The sequence below is a fragment of the Cryobacterium sp. MP_3.1 genome (assembly GCF_035984795.1).
GTDB classification, from domain to species: Bacteria; Actinomycetota; Actinomycetes; order Actinomycetales; family Microbacteriaceae; genus Cryobacterium; species Cryobacterium zongtaii.
Window position 1 is genome coordinate 20,462 of the sequence record NZ_JAXCHV010000036.1, and the last position, 13,244, is coordinate 33,705.

The 13,244-nt window shown below is 67.8% G+C and carries 19 protein-coding genes; 10 read left to right on the forward strand and 9 right to left on the reverse strand.

Annotated features, from left to right (window positions below):
* Positions 1-19: 19 nt before the first annotated feature.
* The 4 genes from RCH12_RS16405 to RCH12_RS16420 are packed head-to-tail and all read right to left on the reverse strand — an operon-like array spanning position 20 to position 2,573.
* Positions 20-553: a pyridoxine/pyridoxamine 5'-phosphate oxidase gene (locus RCH12_RS16405; RefSeq protein ID WP_103430184.1), complete on the reverse strand. Its 534-nt coding sequence runs from the start codon at positions 551-553 to the stop codon at positions 20-22.
* A 59-nt stretch (positions 554-612) separates the two neighbouring features.
* On the reverse strand, positions 613-1,833 hold the full coding sequence (nagA, locus tag RCH12_RS16410; protein WP_327017584.1) for an N-acetylglucosamine-6-phosphate deacetylase: 1,221 nt from the start codon (positions 1,831-1,833) through the stop codon (positions 613-615).
* Between the two features lie 36 nt (positions 1,834-1,869).
* Positions 1,870-2,343, reverse strand: coding sequence for a PTS sugar transporter subunit IIA (locus RCH12_RS16415; RefSeq protein WP_103430186.1), 474 nt, complete (start codon positions 2,341-2,343; stop codon positions 1,870-1,872).
* A complete protein-coding gene (locus RCH12_RS16420) occupies positions 2,340-2,573 on the reverse strand; it encodes a glucose PTS transporter subunit EIIB (protein ID WP_103430187.1) in 234 nt (77 codons plus the stop codon). The genes RCH12_RS16415 and RCH12_RS16420 overlap by 4 nt, the downstream gene beginning before the upstream one ends.
* A gap of 236 nt (positions 2,574-2,809) precedes the next feature.
* Here RCH12_RS16420 and RCH12_RS16425 point away from each other — a divergent pair, with 236 nt between their 5' ends.
* The 3 genes from RCH12_RS16425 to RCH12_RS16435 all read left to right on the forward strand — a co-directional run bounded on the left by RCH12_RS16425 (position 2,810) and on the right by RCH12_RS16435 (position 5,811).
* On the forward strand, positions 2,810-3,553 hold the full coding sequence (locus tag RCH12_RS16425; RefSeq protein ID WP_243399046.1) for a GntR family transcriptional regulator: 744 nt from the start codon (positions 2,810-2,812) through the stop codon (positions 3,551-3,553).
* Between the two features lie 134 nt (positions 3,554-3,687).
* On the forward strand, positions 3,688-4,929 hold the full coding sequence (locus tag RCH12_RS16430) for a PTS transporter subunit EIIC (RefSeq protein ID WP_103430189.1): 1,242 nt from the start codon (positions 3,688-3,690) through the stop codon (positions 4,927-4,929).
* Positions 4,930-5,025: 96 nt separating this feature from the next.
* Entirely contained in the window at positions 5,026-5,811 is a 786-nt protein-coding gene (locus RCH12_RS16435; RefSeq protein ID WP_327017585.1) for a glucosamine-6-phosphate deaminase, read from the forward strand.
* Here the strand turns inward: RCH12_RS16435 and RCH12_RS16440 are convergent.
* Positions 5,808-6,452, reverse strand: coding sequence for a LysE family transporter (locus RCH12_RS16440; protein WP_327017586.1), 645 nt, complete (start codon positions 6,450-6,452; stop codon positions 5,808-5,810). The genes RCH12_RS16435 and RCH12_RS16440 overlap by 4 nt on opposite strands.
* Positions 6,453-6,520: 68 nt before the next feature.
* Here RCH12_RS16440 and RCH12_RS16445 point away from each other — a divergent pair, with 68 nt between their 5' ends.
* From RCH12_RS16445 to RCH12_RS16465, 5 genes are all read left to right on the forward strand, one after another.
* Positions 6,521-6,961, forward strand: coding sequence for an Lrp/AsnC family transcriptional regulator (locus tag RCH12_RS16445; protein WP_103430192.1), 441 nt, complete (start codon positions 6,521-6,523; stop codon positions 6,959-6,961).
* Between the two features lie 35 nt (positions 6,962-6,996).
* Complete coding sequence (locus RCH12_RS16450) at positions 6,997-7,746, forward strand: AzlC family ABC transporter permease (protein WP_327017587.1); 750 nt, start codon at positions 6,997-6,999, stop codon at positions 7,744-7,746.
* On the forward strand, positions 7,743-8,054 hold the full coding sequence (locus tag RCH12_RS16455) for an AzlD domain-containing protein (protein ID WP_103430194.1): 312 nt from the start codon (positions 7,743-7,745) through the stop codon (positions 8,052-8,054). The genes RCH12_RS16450 and RCH12_RS16455 overlap by 4 nt, the downstream gene beginning before the upstream one ends.
* A 237-nt stretch (positions 8,055-8,291) precedes the next feature.
* The gene (locus RCH12_RS16460; RefSeq protein ID WP_088457294.1) at positions 8,292-8,501 is read left to right on the forward strand and encodes an RNA polymerase sigma factor; all 210 of its coding nucleotides are present in this window, start codon (positions 8,292-8,294) and stop codon (positions 8,499-8,501) included.
* 54 nt (positions 8,502-8,555) lie between these two features.
* Positions 8,556-8,810: a zinc-ribbon domain-containing protein gene (locus RCH12_RS16465; protein WP_103430195.1), complete on the forward strand. Its 255-nt coding sequence runs from the start codon at positions 8,556-8,558 to the stop codon at positions 8,808-8,810.
* Positions 8,811-8,972: 162 nt separating this feature from the next.
* Here the strand turns inward: RCH12_RS16465 and RCH12_RS16470 are convergent, their stop codons facing one another.
* Entirely contained in the window at positions 8,973-9,842 is an 870-nt protein-coding gene (locus RCH12_RS16470) for a methyltransferase domain-containing protein (RefSeq protein ID WP_327017588.1), read from the reverse strand.
* A gap of 175 nt (positions 9,843-10,017) precedes the next feature.
* Here RCH12_RS16470 and RCH12_RS16475 point away from each other — a divergent pair, with 175 nt between their 5' ends.
* Positions 10,018-10,548 carry a TetR/AcrR family transcriptional regulator gene (locus RCH12_RS16475; RefSeq protein WP_327017589.1) on the forward strand — a complete coding sequence of 177 codons (531 nt, stop codon included), beginning with the start codon at positions 10,018-10,020 and terminating at the stop codon, positions 10,546-10,548.
* Positions 10,545-11,213 (forward strand): GAP family protein, encoded by a 669-nt coding sequence (locus RCH12_RS16480; protein ID WP_327017590.1) that lies wholly within the window; start codon positions 10,545-10,547, stop codon positions 11,211-11,213. Before RCH12_RS16475 ends, RCH12_RS16480 begins: the two co-directional genes overlap by 4 nt.
* Before the next feature lie 57 nt (positions 11,214-11,270).
* On the opposite strand, the gene RCH12_RS16485 is transcribed toward RCH12_RS16480, so the two are convergent.
* The 3 genes from RCH12_RS16485 to RCH12_RS16495 form a co-directional block, all read right to left on the reverse strand.
* A complete protein-coding gene (locus tag RCH12_RS16485; protein ID WP_327017591.1) occupies positions 11,271-11,732 on the reverse strand; it encodes an SRPBCC domain-containing protein in 462 nt (153 codons plus the stop codon).
* Positions 11,733-12,136: 404 nt separating this feature from the next.
* Entirely contained in the window at positions 12,137-12,487 is a 351-nt protein-coding gene (locus RCH12_RS16490; protein ID WP_327017592.1) for a hypothetical protein, read from the reverse strand.
* A 544-nt stretch (positions 12,488-13,031) separates the two neighbouring features.
* Positions 13,032-13,244, reverse strand: a 213-nt coding sequence (locus tag RCH12_RS16495; RefSeq protein WP_327017593.1) for a transposase, incomplete at its 5' end; no start/stop codon positions are given.

Sequence of the window (13,244 nt, forward strand, 5' to 3'; positions counted from 1 at the left end):
CCTGAGCGCCGCCCGCGGGCTAGCCGGGAAGGTCGTAGCGGTGTCTGATGTGCCGGCGGTCGGCGCTGGCCTGCCAGAACTCGATCTCGGTGGGGCGCAGCGCGTAGACCTGCCAGGCCGGGTTCGGTGCCGCATCGGCGGCCGGGCGCGCGGCCCAGTCCCGGGCGGATGCCTCGGCGGAGAGCTCGACGACCGGGCCGACCAGTCGCACCTGGCGGCCGAGCTCAGACCAGTAGAAGTTCATCGCCGCCCGCGGGTTGGCCGCCAGCTCGCGGCCCTTGCGGGAGGTGCGTGCGGTGGCGAACTGCCATCCGTCGTCGTCGAGGTCCTTGAGGATGAGCATCCGCGACGACGGCGCCCCGGAGCCGGCAGCGGCCCCCACGGTGGCGAGGCTGAACGCGTGCGGCTGCCGCACCCCGGCGGCGAGCGCCGCCTCGAACCAGCTGAGGAACAGCTCCACCGGGTCGGCCGGGGCGGTGGCCGGGTCGAACGCGGGCAGGTCGTCGGGGAAGTCGGGCAGGGCCCGCAGCCGCGCTCTCAGGGTGTCGCTCACGTACCCATCCTGCCTCGCGAACCGTGGGAAAAGCACCTGAAACTCGAGATTGCCGGGGCTTAACTCACAGGTCGCGGGACCCAGGAGCCCTCGAGGAGGGTCGCGTGCACGTGCAGGTCGGCGTCGAGCATCACCAGGTCGGCGCGGAGGCCCGGCACGATCCGGCCGCGGTCGGTGAGGGCGAGCAGGTCGGCGGGGTTCTGGGTGGCGGCCCGGATGGCGAGCGGCAGCGGCACCCCTGCGGTGAGCACCGCGTACCGCACGGCGTGGCTGAGAGTGAGCACGCTGCCGGCGATGGTGCCGTCGATCAGCCGCGCCTCGCCGTGGGCCACCCGCACGTCCAGGCCACCCAGTTTGTAGTCGCCGTCCGCGGCGCCGGCCGCGGCCATGGCATCCGTCACCAGGACCGGGCGGGCCGGGCTCTCGCTGATCAGGCGCACGACGGCCGGGTGCAGGTGCACCCCGTCGGCGATGATCTCGGCGAACACGGCGGGGTCGTCCAGCAACGCCAGAGCAGCCCCCGGCTCGCGGTGATGCAGGGGCGGCATGGCATTGAACATGTGGGTGCCCGCCGTCGCGCCCGCCGCGATCGCCGTGCGGGTCATGGCGTAGTCCGCGTCGGTGTGGCCGATGGCGGCCACCGCGCCGTGCTGCACGATGCGCGCCACGGCGGCCAGGCCGCCCTCCAGCTCGGGGGCGATGGTGACCATGCGCACCGCGCCGCCGCCGGCCCCCATCAGCCGGTCGATGCCGGCGGCATCCGGCGGCAACAACAACTCCGGGGCGTGGGCTCCCCGGTGCTTGGGGCTCAACCAGGGGCCTTCCAGGTGGATGCCGGCCAGCAGGCCGACCCGCACCAGCTCGGCGAGCGCCCGAACCAGGCGCTCCATCTCGTCGATGGGCGCGGTCACCAGGCTGGCCATCATGGTTGTGGTGCCGTGGTCCAGGTGGGTCTGAGTGATGCGCCTGGCGACGGCGTGAGTGTTCGCATCGTTGAAACTGACGCCGCCGCCACCGTGGTTGTGGACGTCGATGAATCCCGGCGCCAGCACCCCGGCCGGCAGGGAGACATCCGCGGGCCGGGGTGGTTCGCCGGCTCCACAGTCGACGATCAGGCCGCCCCGCACCTCGACCCAGCCGGGAGAGTACTCCCGGTCGGGCAGGACCACTGTGCCGGCTGCGAGAAGCAGCGGCGTCTCGGTGCCCGGTCCGGCTTCGCCCGGCAGCGCGGGCGCGTGCCCGGGTTCTGCGGTGTCGGGTCGGGAAATGAGCGGTGTCATGACGGGGTCTCCAGGGTTGTCGGTGGCGGCTGAGGGTCAGCCGCGGACGGTGAGGAAGGTGTCTCCGGCCTCGAGTTCCAGACCGGCGGCCACGGCGTCGGCGAGGGTGATGTTCTCCGCCTGGCGCTCCAGGATGATCACCGGCACGATCGGGTCGCGGCCGCTGGCCACGATGGCGGGGACGTCATAGCTGACGATCACGTCACCGGCGGTGACGGTGTCGCCCTGCTGGGCGCGCAGGGTGAACCCCGCGCCCTTCAGTTGCACGGTGTCGATACCGAGGTGCACCAGCACCCCGACACCCTCCGGCGCCACGATCACGTAGGCGTGCGGGAACACCTTGAGCAGCTTGCCGCTGATCGGCGCGATGGCGTCGACGACCTCGCGGGGAGGGTCGATCGCCCCGCCGGGCCCGACGATCGCCTGGGCGAAGGTGGGGTCGGGTACCAGGCCGAGCTCCACGGCGCGGCCGGGAACGGGCGCGAGCACGATCAGGGAGGCGACGCTCACCTGAGGTCCTCGATGTCGTCGGCCAGGTTTTCGGCCTCGGGGCCGACGATGACCTGCACGATGGTTCCGGACCTGAACACGCCGTGCGCACCGGCGGCCTTGAGCGCGGGCTCGTTGACCAGCGTCGGGTCGGTCACTTCGGTGCGCAGCCGGGTGATGCACGCCTCGATGTCGACGACGTTGCCGGCGCCGCCGAGGCCGGCCAGGATCTGCTCTGCCTTGCTACTCATTAGTTACTCCTCGGAAATGTATACGGATCTGTGGGATGGATCGGTCGACAAGGAGGCTCTCATCTACGAGACGCCTGTGCGGGCCGGCCCTTGACAAACAGACCGCCGCACCTCCATTATCGAGTAATTGGACCGTACCAGTACGGACCACAAAGCGGAAGTGGTCCGGTTGGTTGTCAGCTGGATCGCAGAAAGCCCGCTCCCGAAAGTCAACGCCCTGGAAAGGTGATGAAGTCGTGACACACCTCGACGGCCCGGTCCTCGCTAACGGCGCCGTGCCCAAGCACGTGCAGTTGCGGGCCATCCTGCTCGAACGTGTCGAGACCACATTGGCACCCCATGCCGCGATCCCGCCCGAACGAAAGCTCATGACCAAGTACGGCGTGAGCCGGTCAACGGTGCGGGAGGCGATCCGCCAACTGGTCGACGAGGGCGTGCTCTACCGCATCCAGGGAAAGGGCACCTTCGTCGCCGGCGAGCGCGTGCAGAGCGACCTGCACCTCGCCTCGTTCACCGAAGACATGCGTCGGCGCGGCCTGGTGCCCGCCACCGTCGTGATGGGGTCCAGGTTGATCGACGCACCCCTCGAGGTGCGTGCTGCGCTGGGCCTGAGGGCCGGCGCGCAGGTGCAGCAGGTCGAGCGTCTGCGGCTCGCCGGCGGCATCCCGATGGCCTTCGAACGCGGTTACTACCCGGCCGGCCTGCTGCCCGACCTCGGGAGCCAGGACCTCACCCGTTCCCTCTACGCCACCTTCGCCACCGAGTACGGCCTGCGCATCGATCACGCCGAACAGACCGCGTGGGCCGAGACCGCGAACGCCGAACTCGCCGAACCACTCGGCATCAACGTGGGTGTCCCCCTTCTCGTCTTCCTCCGCACGTCATCGGCGGGGTCCACCCCCGTTGAACACGTCACCTCGTGGTATCGGGGCGACCGCTACCAGATCCACATGACCCTCGACCTCAACCACGAACTGTAAGTCAGCCTGCTCCGCCCCACCCGGGTGGCCTGCCGAGCTCATCGGCAGCGCCAGCATGCCTTCCCGCAGCCTCTGGCCGCACACCATTCACCCGTCCACAAGACACACCACGAGCACCAACACAGGAGGAATCCATGTCCAGCACCACCGTAGATGCCGGAACGGGACGAAAAATCCCGGGCCTCGCCCAACTCCAGCGCATCGGCCGCAGCCTCATGCTGCCGATCGCCGCCCTCCCCGCCGCCGGACTTCTGCTGCGCCTGGGCCAGCCCGACCTGCTGGGCGCCATCCCGGGCTTCGAGACCGGCGCTGCCGTGATCGCCGCTGCCGGCGGCGCACTGTTCGACAACCTCCCCCTGCTCTTCGCGGTGGGCGTGGCGATCGGCTTCGCCAAGAAGGCGGATGGCTCGACCGCCCTGGCCGCCGTGGTGGGTTACCTCGTGTTCAGCAACGTCGGCAAGGCGATGTCTCCGCTCGTGATGGGCCTGCCCGAAAAGGGTGCCGACCAGGTTCTGGTGAACTACAACGTCCTTGCCGGCGTGCTCATGGGCGTCGTCTCCGCCGTGCTGTGGCAGAAATACCACCGCATCAAACTACCCAGCTATCTGGCCTTCTTCGGCGGACGCCGGTTCGTGCCGATCGTCACCGCCGTTGCAGCCCTGGTGCTCGGGGTTCTGCTCAGCTTCCTCTACCCGGCGTTCAGCAGCGGCCTCACCTCGTTCGGCGCGTTCGTCAGCTCCAACGACATCTGGGGCGGGTTCCTCTATGGAACCGCGAACCGCCTGCTCATTCCCGTCGGCCTGCACCACATCCTCAACTCGATGATGTGGTTCGTGATCGGCGACTACAACGGCGCCACCGGCGACCTGCACCGCTTCTTCGCCGGCGACCCCACCGCGGGTTCGTTCATGACCGGATTCTTCCCCATCATGATGTTCGCCCTCCCCGCCGGCGCCCTGGCCATCTGGCACGAAGCCAAGAAGTCGCAGAAGAAGATCGTCGGTGGCATCATGCTCACCGGCGCCCTCACGGCGATGCTCACCGGCGTCACCGAGCCGCTGGAATTCTCGTTCATGTTCGTCGCCTTCCCGCTCTACGTCATCCACGCTGTGCTCACCGGCACCTCGCACGCCCTGGTGAACTTCCTTGACATCCGGGACGGCTTCAGCTTCAGTGCCGGCGCCTTCGACTACATCCTCAACTTCGGCCTCGCCGAGAAGCCGCTGTTGCTCATCCCCATCGGCTTGGCCTACGCGGCGCTCTACTACTTCCTGTTCCGGTTCGTCATCCGCCGCTGGAACCTGAAGACGCCGGGCCGCGGCGACGACGTCGTGGAGGAGGCCGCCCCCGACTCCACCTCGAAGGCCGCGGTCTAGCCTGACCGGCCGGTGTCGCGAGCCTCGCTCGCGGCACCGGTCGGCACCATCGTTTCTCGCACCATCCACTCTTCTCAATCGCATCTGGAGCATCCCTTGGCTGAAGTAGTCATCCTCACATCCGACACCGACGCCGGCATTCTCGCCGCCGCATCGATTCGGGCACTCATCAGTCAGAAAGCGGATGCCGTCCTCGGTCTCGCCACCGGCTCCACGCCGATGTCGCTGTACAGCGCCCTCGCCGACTCGCTCAGGTCCGACCCGCTGGACGTGTCGAAGGTGCGCGGATTCGCGCTCGACGAATACGTGGGCCTGCCCAGTGGGCACCCGGAGAGCTACCGGGCCGTCATCACCCGCGACGTCGTGCTGCCGCTCGGCCTCACCCCCGGCAACATCCAGGTGCCGAACGGCGACCTGGCCACCCTCGAGACCGCGGGCAGCGAGTACGAGGCCGCCATCCGCGCCGCCGGCGGCGTCGACGTGCAGATCCTCGGCATCGGCCGCACCGGCCACGTCGGCTTCAACGAGCCCGGCTCCTCGTTCGCGTCACTGACCAGGGTCAAGACCCTCACCGAGAAAACCCGGATCGACAACGCCAGGTTCTTCAGCTCCCCCGACGATGTTCCCGTCCACTGCATCACGCAGGGCCTGGGCACCATCCGCCGGGCCCGTCACCTGATCCTGCTGGCCTTCGGCGAGGAGAAGGCCGAGGCCATCGCCGCGGCGGTGGAAGGTCCGGTCACCTCCAGCAGCCCGGGCTCCGTCATCCAGCTGCACCCGCACGTCACCGTTCTCGTCGACGAGGCCGCGGCCTCTCGCCTGGCGAACCTGGACTACTACCGGTACACCTACGCGAACAAGCCGGCCTGGCAGGTCATCTAACCGGCTACCAGACCCGGCAGCGCGGCGACGACGGCGGCCGCACCGAGCACCATCACCAGGCCGTACCCGCAGGCGCTGAGCACGGCCTGGCCCCGCACGCCGATCCGGCCGCCGGCGAACGCCCCCACCGCGACCAGAACCAGTTGCCAGGCCAGGGAAGCCACCACGGCGCCCGCCACGAACACGGCCGGCGCGGTGTCCAGGCCGAGGGACGGCGGCAACGCCGCGGTCAGTGCACCGAAGTACAGCAACGTCGCCGGGTTGATCGCCGTGAGCCCGGCGAACGTCGCAAAGACCCGGCCCGGCGACGACGGTCGCGGCGGTTTGTCACGCGGCTGCGCCGCCGCGGGCCGGCGGCGCAGCCCGAGGGCTCCCAGCAGCAGGAGGATCAGCCCGGCGCCCACGGCCGGCGCCGCTCCCCAGGAGGCGAGAACCGGGGCGGCGACCGCACCGATCGCCAGTGCGGCGACGCAATAGAGGCCGTCCACCAACGCCACCGCCAGCGCTGCTACGGCCCCGGAACCGAATCCGCCCGCCAGAGCCTCCCGCACCAGGAGCACGCCGATGGCTCCGAGCGGCACGGCTACTCCCCACCCGGCCAACAGCCCGCCGACGAACAGCGGCCCCAGCTCGATCTCCATGCCACGATCCTGCCCTGGCCGCCGACCCTGCCCCTAGATTTTCTCCGTGGCACGGCTACGATCGCGGCATGGACGATCTCGACGGCGAAATCATCGGCATTCTGCGCACCGACGGGCGCATTTCCTTCAGCGCCCTCGGCACCGCGGTGGGGCTGAGCACCAATGCGGCCGCCGCCAGGGTGCGGAAGCTCGAAGCCACCGGGGTCATCGTGGGGTACCGGGCCGTGCTGGCCGATGACGCCCCGCTGGGCCCGCTCGGGCTGGAGGCTTTCATCGACGTTCGGCTCCGCACCGACACGGACTCCGACTCCTTCCTCCTCGCCGCTCTGGCCGAGCCCGAGGTGCGTGATGCCGCGCACGTGACCGGTCCGTACGATTACCTGCTGCACGTTTGGGTCAATGACACCACGCACCTGAACGAGCTGCTGCACCGCCTGAAGAAGCAGGCCGGGGCCGGCCAGACCCAAACCCGGCTCGCCCTGCGACCACCAGCCACCGCCAGGGAATGACCCGGTCCGGGCGCCGCTTCGGCTAAAATCGGGCGGTGTCCACGTCCCTGCGCCAGTCCCCCGGAGCCCGGGTCGGCCTGTCCATCGCCGTGGCCACCGGCCTGTACGGCATCTCGTTCGGCGCCCTGTCCGTCGCGTCCGGGCTGACCGTGTGGCAGACCCAGGCGCTGAGCCTGCTGCTGTTCTCCGGCGGATCGCAGTTCGCGTTCATCGGGGTCATCGCCGGCGGCGGCACACCGGTGGCCGCCGCGAGCGCGGCGGCACTGCTGGGCATCCGCAACGCGGTGTACGGGATGCAGATCAACGTTCTGCTGCAGCCGCGCGGATGGCGGCGCCTCGCGGCCGCCCAGGTGACCATCGACGAGTCGCTGGCTACGAGCACCGGTCAGACCGACCCTCTCGAGCAGCGGCGCGGCTTCTGGGTGGCCGGGATCGGCATCTTCGTGCTGTGGAACCTGTTCACCCTGGTCGGGTCCCTGGCCGGCGATGCTCTGGGCGACCCCAAGCGGTGGGGCCTGGACGGCGCCGCCGTCGCCGCATTCCTGGCCCTGCTCTGGCCGCGGCTGCGATCACGGGACGCCGGCGCGATCGCGGCGGCCTGTGCGCTCGCCACGATCCTTGCCGTGCCGTTCGTGCCGCCCGGCGTGCCGATTCTGGTGGCGGCCGTCGTCGCCGCGGCGGTCGGCTGGTTCGGCTACCGGGCGGGACCCGACGGCGAGGGGCTGGAGCCCGACATCGACCCGTATCCCGACACCGTGCAGACCGACCGGACGGACCCCTCGTGACCCTGTGGTTCTGGATCGTCGTCGCCTGCGTCGTCGGGTTCCTCACCAAGCTCCTCGGCTATCTCGTGCCGAAGAAGTGGCTGGCCAATCCGCGGGTGGCCCGGGTCGCCGGCACCCTCACCATCGGCCTGCTGGCCTCCCTTACCGTGGCCAACACCGTGGCGACCGGGCAGCAGCTGGTGCTCGACGCCAGGCTGGGGGCGCTGGTGGCCGCCGCCGTGGCCCTCTGGCTGAAGGCACCGTTCCTGGTCGTGGTGATCGTGGGTGCGGCAGCGGCGGCCGGGCTCCGGCTGCTCGGCCTGCCGTAGTCCTGGGCGGGATCGGCCCCGCCCGTGTGTTAGTGTAGGAAGTTGCGCGTCGATCTTTACCACGATCCGACCACTCCGCTGCCCCAATCCATGGCCGGAGTCACGCACCGCTCGAACGGGTACTACCCGCTCGGACGCACTCGACCGGGACTTACGGTCGATCAACTACGCTGTTCGAATTTCGGCGCACGCAATGCTGCGCGCCGCCTTCACACGTCATAACGAAAAGTACGATTCATGTTCACAACCACTCATACCCTTGACCACGCCACGGACGCCATCGACACCCTGTCGCCGGAACACCGCCAGGCTATTCACCTCGCCTACTACTCGGGCTTCAGCAACAATCAGGTCGCCGACCTGCTCGGCGTGAGCGTCGACGTCGCCGATTCCCGCCTGAGCGAGGGCCTCACGCACCTGCGTTCGGCCCTGCGCGTCGCCGCCTGACTACTACCGGGAGACGGGCAATCCTTCTCCTGACACCCTCGGAAGGAAACGACAGTGTTTCTCCTCTTCGGCATCAATGCCTCGCAGAAGGTCATCAACGTCGTCACGTTCGTCTGCGCATTCTGCGGGGCGCGAGCGCCGCAAAATGTCGTGAAGTCAGCGAACCGGTTCACGGTATTCTTCTTGCCGCTGTTCTCGTTCTCCACCAAGTATTCCAACGAGTGCACGAACTGTGGCGGACAGACCCGCCTCAGCGCCGACCAGGCGCGACATTCCCTGGACTGGGTCCAGTCCCGCATGTCCTCCTAGGCGCTGCAACGGGCGCTACGGTTGCCTCCAGACCGGTGCGCTACCTCCTCGTCGCTCTCGGCTACGGTCACCTCTTCTAGTCCGCGCAACTGTTGCCCATCCGGACAATTGCGCCCGGCACACCGGCAACTATTGTCCGCACGGGCAACAGTTGTCGGCGGGCTACGGTTGGTGCAGGACCGGCTGCCGGGTTGACCGCTTCTCGAATACCCACAGGCCGTTCGTGGCCGGGAACCACGGCCGGTCGCCGCTCCTGACCCTGAGGTGAGAGAGGGCATCGACGTATCCCTGCTGGGTGACCGCCTCGCTGCGCACGAGATCGAAGCCCAGGTCGCCGGCGTATCGGCTGTACCCACCGAGAGTGAAGAGCTGATAGCGCTCCAGGGCTTCCCGCGGGAACGTCTCGATGCCCCAGGTGAGCGTGAGCAGAAACTCGGCGACGGCATGCCGGGTGCCGGTCAGGGTCCGCCCGCGCAGGTGCAGCGCCCGCAACAACGGGTGCGGGCTGCGCCGCAGGTAGTCGTGGAACGCCTCGACGTCCTCGTCCGACAATCCGTCCACGGTCGCGGGCTCCAGGGGCCGTTCCGGCATGACACCGTCGCGGATGATCAACCGGGCCCGGTCGCGCAGGCTCTCGCGGCACCGGATCACAGTGAGTGCCAGAGCGTCGTACCCGCGCAGGATTGGTTCGGTATCCGGCGACGTTCCGTAGGAGTAGACCTCATGCAGCAGGGCGCTCACCACGATCGTGTCGAACGGCTCGTCGAAGAGCTGCGGCACCTGCTCGGCGTAGCCGCGCCGCACCTCGTGCAGCATCCCGAGCTCAGTCAGCCTGGTGATGGCGTCCGGCGCGGCGTCCAGGGCGGATGTCCGGAAGCCGGCACCCGCCATCGCGGCGGTGAGCTCGCCACCGCCGGCTCCGACATCCAACACCGCGGGGCCACGCAGGTGCGGCAGCACCATCCGCGCCTTGTCACCGAGTGAGGAGCCCATCCGGTCGAAATAGCGAGGCTCCAGCGCAACTGTCGGCATGGGTGGGCGTGCTCCTCGCGGGCGGTGGTCGGGAAGGCTCAAGGCTAGCGAAAACGACGGGTCGACGTCCGGCCCCGGTGCGTCCCGGGCCGGCTCGCCGCCTGCCGGGCGAACGCGGAGTGGAATCGACCGTGAAACCGACCGTCCGGACGGTCTTTTTTGGTACGATGTCCGCATGGATCGCAAAGCACTCATTCTCGGCGCCGCCCGACAGCTCACACTAGATCGCGGAGTCGTCCCCTCGCTGAACGAGACGGCGAGCAAGGCCGGGGTCTCGAAGGGTGGCCTCCTGCATCACTTCCCCTCCCGGGCGGCGCTTGTGCAAGGACTGGCTGTGGCTGCCCTGGAGGAAATCGACGCCATAATGGTCGCCGCATCGACGGAGGGCCGAGCGGCCGAGACGTGGTTGCGAATCTCGGTGCCGGCCGGGGAGGACGTGGCGTTGTTCCGGGCGCTGGCCATCGCGCACCGTGCGGTAGAGACGCATGAAGACGACGTCGCGGCCGCATCGCGGGAGGCGATCGCGCGGTGGGAGTCGATGATCCGGGACGAAACGGGAGACGCAACGCGAGCGCGGATCATCCGTCTAGTCGGCGACGGACTCGCCGCGAACGTCGTCGCCGGCATCGAAAGCGCCCCCACGGAGGCGGAACTCGACGCCCTGATCGACGTCCTCGTGCGCCGTCCGGGGCAGGACAGTCGGTGACCGCGCCTCTTCTGCTCGCGATCGCCGGGCTCGCGGTGCTGGACTCGTTCAACCCGGCGACGATCGTCGCAGTAACTCTGATCCTCCTTGCCGCCCCCCGGCGCCCCGTGCTGACGGCACTGGTGACGGTGCTCGGTGCAGCACTCACCGTGTTCGGCGCCGGCGCTGCTCTGTTCCTCGGCGCGGGCGCAGCTTCCGGAGCGGTCGACGGCATCGTACAGGGCATCCGATACGTCGCCTTCGCCGCCGCCGGCCTCGTGCTGATCCTCGCCGGCATCCGCCGGTTCCGCACCAGACCCCGCACCCCCATCGCACTGCCCGCTTGGTTCACGCCCTGGACGGCGCTTCCGTTCGGCGCGCTACTGACCGGCGCCGACCTGCCCAACGCGTTTCCGTACTTCATCGCGATTGAACGCCTCCTCAACGCCGGTGTCACTACCGGGGAAGGGCTGCTGATCCTCGCTGGCTACGCCGTGATCTACTGCCTCCCCTGCCTCGTGCTTCTCACCGTCGGCATCCTCTCCCACCGGCGGACGCACGCTTTGCTGTCCCGCATCACCACGCGCCTCGGCACCGGTGATGTGACCGCATCGCCGGTGATAGCAGTCGCGTTGATACTGCTCGGCGGGGTGGTCACCTCGCTGCCCTTCTGGGCGCTGCGCTAAACGTGGCGTCGATCCAGATCTCCTCGATGATGACCTGGACACCCCCGTGATCGTGAACTACTGCGCAACATCCTCGAGGAGAATCGCGAGCTCGTCGAGTTCGACGTCCCAGCCCTCTCGGTTCTGCTCAAGACGTTCGCGACGGTAGCGGGTACCGCCGGGGAGCGTATCGAAGCCCGATTCGATCACCGTTACATCCGTCCCGGTACCGGCATCGGCGATGGTGAAGCGCACGTGCGTCGAGTACTCGTCGAGCTTGTCGGCGGGGATTCCCGACCACCGGAAGCCGAACGAGTCGTCGGGCACCACCTCGGTGATTTCGATCGGGAAGCTGCCGTAGTCATCCCAGACGATGCTGCCCGTAGCGCCGGGCTCGAGCGCGGCGAACACCACACCGTCTCCAAACCACTGGACCATCACCTCGGGGTCGGTCAGCGCCTTCCAGACGCGCGCGCGCGCGGCCTCAATGTGCACGGTGCGGGTCACGGTGTGGCCCTTGATTCTTGCGTGATCAGACACGGTGTTTCCTTCACGTTCGAGCTGAGCGCGACGGGACATTGCCCGCCGAGCGGCGCGTGAACCAGTTCCGCAAACGCGCCTCATCGAGCGTACCCATGATTGCGAATCTGTTCACCGGCGAAGAACTGCGCGAGCTCGGTCAGTTGTGGGGTTTCCGTGGGGTGTGACCGCGTCCAGGGACTAAAAAACCCCGTGATCACAAGGATCAACGGGGTTTTTCGTGGCGGTACCGGTGGGATTTGAACTCTACGGCGCATCCACGCGATACGAGGAAATGATCCTGGATCGTTGGTTTCTAGGCACTTTTCGATCACCTGACAATCCAATAATCACACTCAAATTGGTTGGAATGTGTCCATTTCGTGTCCACCACGACCGGTGCATCAGCACTTGACCTTTGCCATTCACTGACGGAACTGCGGGGGCGCATCACCAGCGAGGCCCTCCCACTTTTCAATCGCGTCGATTGCGTGGATCAGATCCGCCCGATTGGCGAAGGTATGCGGACCAGCGGACGGTGCGAGCGGCACGTCAGCCCACACGACCTGAAACTGGCCGTCGCCAATGCACTGGACTAGCGTCGGGCCTCGCCATGGAAACTTTTCGGTCTCAGTCCAGGTCCATTGGTCAAAGTAGAGGTCCGACCGGTTCTCAGCTCTGGCGGACCGCCAACCGCTCCTGCCTTCAAAGAATATTGCCGCCACGTCGTCGTACGGCCCCACGGGCCCGCTGAATGGAGTATCTGCTTCGCTCATGGCCACCACTCTTCTTGGCGGGCACTCATATATCGATATCGAGACGCGCGAACAGACCCAAATCATCCCCAAAAAGCAAAAGAAATGAGGGGAGATGAGAGATCCACGTGCCGTCTGAGCGTCCCGCCAGCCCATGAAAGTCAGGTGGGAACTGTTCGACTGGCAGCCCGGGCGTAGTCGAGAGCGCTTTGCGAGTTGGGCCGCAGACCCAGGACGATTCAACGCTGCTAGCCTCGCTGTTATGCAGCGCGAACTGGATTTATCGCTCAGTACGACTAGTGGTACCTGTACCGGGGGCAGCGCGCTGATCGAGGCAGGCCAGGGAATCGCGACCTCCTGGTCTGGGCGGTTGACGCGTTATCACCACATTGCGCTATGCCCTGGCGCGGCTCCGATCACGTGCAGTATCTGCGGCAACAATTGGTAGGGATGCGACTGCCCCTAACAGCTGCGTGGAGCAAACGTAGGACCGTGACCTCGCACAAACGGTCACGTCCCGCCGGGTGGTGTAATTCGTCGTCACCGTGCGGGTCAGCTGAGTTGATTATGCAGCAATGAGCTCGGGAACGGGAATCACTCCCGTCAGGGTGCTGGTGTCGGGGAGCGTGAGGGCTGTATTGAAGGCGTCCAGCTGGCGCATGGAGTCCTCGGAGAGGTAACGACGGGCGCCGGCCTCCCACTCGTCGTGTTGCTCGACCAGGACCGCTCCTGCGAGGCGGAGCAGGGCCGCGGGGTTAGGGAACACGCCGACGACATC

What these genes read in the sequence shown, in the direction of transcription:
- nagA (WP_327017584.1), bottom strand. Translation starts at nt 1,833, where the DNA reads ATGACACCGCTCATTTCCCGACCCGACACCGCAGAACCCGGGCACGCG.
- RCH12_RS16420 (WP_103430187.1), bottom strand. Translation starts at nt 2,573, where the DNA reads ATGAGTAGCAAGGCAGAGCAGATCCTGGCCGGCCTCGGCGGCGCCGGC.
- RCH12_RS16430 (WP_103430189.1), top strand. Translation starts at nt 3,688, where the DNA reads ATGTCCAGCACCACCGTAGATGCCGGAACGGGACGAAAAATCCCGGGC.
- RCH12_RS16440 (WP_327017586.1), bottom strand. Translation starts at nt 6,452, where the DNA reads ATGGAGATCGAGCTGGGGCCGCTGTTCGTCGGCGGGCTGTTGGCCGGG.
- RCH12_RS16445 (WP_103430192.1), top strand. Translation starts at nt 6,521, where the DNA reads ATGGACGATCTCGACGGCGAAATCATCGGCATTCTGCGCACCGACGGG.
- RCH12_RS16460 (WP_088457294.1), top strand. Translation starts at nt 8,292, where the DNA reads ATGTTCACAACCACTCATACCCTTGACCACGCCACGGACGCCATCGAC.
- RCH12_RS16470 (WP_327017588.1), bottom strand. Translation starts at nt 9,842, where the DNA reads ATGCCGACAGTTGCGCTGGAGCCTCGCTATTTCGACCGGATGGGCTCC.
- RCH12_RS16475 (WP_327017589.1), top strand. Translation starts at nt 10,018, where the DNA reads ATGGATCGCAAAGCACTCATTCTCGGCGCCGCCCGACAGCTCACACTA.
- RCH12_RS16490 (WP_327017592.1), bottom strand. Translation starts at nt 12,487, where the DNA reads ATGAGCGAAGCAGATACTCCATTCAGCGGGCCCGTGGGGCCGTACGAC.